Annotated in this window: 1 protein-coding gene; it reads left to right on the top strand. The window is 67.9% G+C overall.

All coding sequences use genetic code 11. The features are described 5' to 3' along the window. A partial coding sequence (locus ACIBEF_RS32560; protein WP_396797261.1) for a hypothetical protein occupies positions 1–1,170 on the top strand: 1,170 nt, incomplete at both ends.

Here is a 1,170-nt window from a genome sequence, read left to right on the forward strand (position 1 = left end):
CGCCGGATCCGGCGTTGGTCACCGCGTTGGCCGCGCACGGCCTGCACCACAACCCGACCACGCTCCCCGACAACAAATGGCGGCTGCAACCCAGCCAGGCCAGAATCACCTGGACCGATCAGGACTATGCGCAGGCGTTGAACCGCCTACCGGTAGGCACCCCCATCACGGGCAACACCACAGTGACGCTGCCTGGTCATACCGTCCCTGTTCCCATCGGCCAACTGGTGAGCACACTGCGGAACATCGCGGCCACCGGGGGGCGGGCGGCGGCGCCGGATCCGGCGTTGGTCACCGCGTTGGCCGCGCACGGCCTGCACCACAACCCGACCACGCTCCCCGACAACAAATGGCGACTGCAACCCAGCAGCGCCAAAATCACCCGGACCGATCAGGACTATGCCCAGGCGTTGAACCGCCTACCGGTAGGCACCCCCATCACGCACGACACCACAGTGACGCTGCCCGGTCATCCCGTCCCTGTTCCCATCGGCCAACTGGTGAACAAACTGCGGACCACCGCGGCCAGCGGGGGGCGGGTGGCGGCGCCGGATCCGGCGTTGATTGCCGCGTTGGCCGCGCACGGCCTGCACCACAACCCGACCGCGCTTCCCGACGGCAAATGGCGGCTGCTACCCAGCGGCGCCAGAATCACCTGGCCCGATCAGGACTATGCGCAGGCGTTGAACCGCCTACCGGTAGGCACCCCCATCACATACGACACCACAGTGACGCTGCCCGGTCATCCCGTCCCTGTTCCCATCGGCAAACTGGTGAGCACACTGCGGACCACCGCGGCCAGCGGGGGGCGGGTGGCGGCGCCGGATCCGGCGTTGATTGCCGCGTTGGCCGCGCACGGCCTGCACCACAACCCAACCACGCTCCCCGACAACAAATGGCGGCTGCTACCCAGCGGCGACAGAATCACCTGGCCCGATCAGGTCTATGCCCAGGCGTTGAACCGCCTACCGGTAGGCACCCCCATCACGGGCAACACCACAGTGACGCTGCCCGGTCATCCCGTCCCTGTTCCCATCGGCAAACTGGTGAGCACACTGCGGAAAACCTCGGCCACCGGGGGGCGGGTGGCGGCGCCGGATCCGGCGTTGGTCACCGCGTTGGCCGCGCACGGCCTGCACCACAACCCGACCACGCTCCCCGACAACAAAT

Source organism: Micromonospora sp. NPDC050795 (genome assembly GCF_044456785.1).
Taxonomy (GTDB): Bacteria; Actinomycetota; Actinomycetes; order Mycobacteriales; family Micromonosporaceae; genus Micromonospora.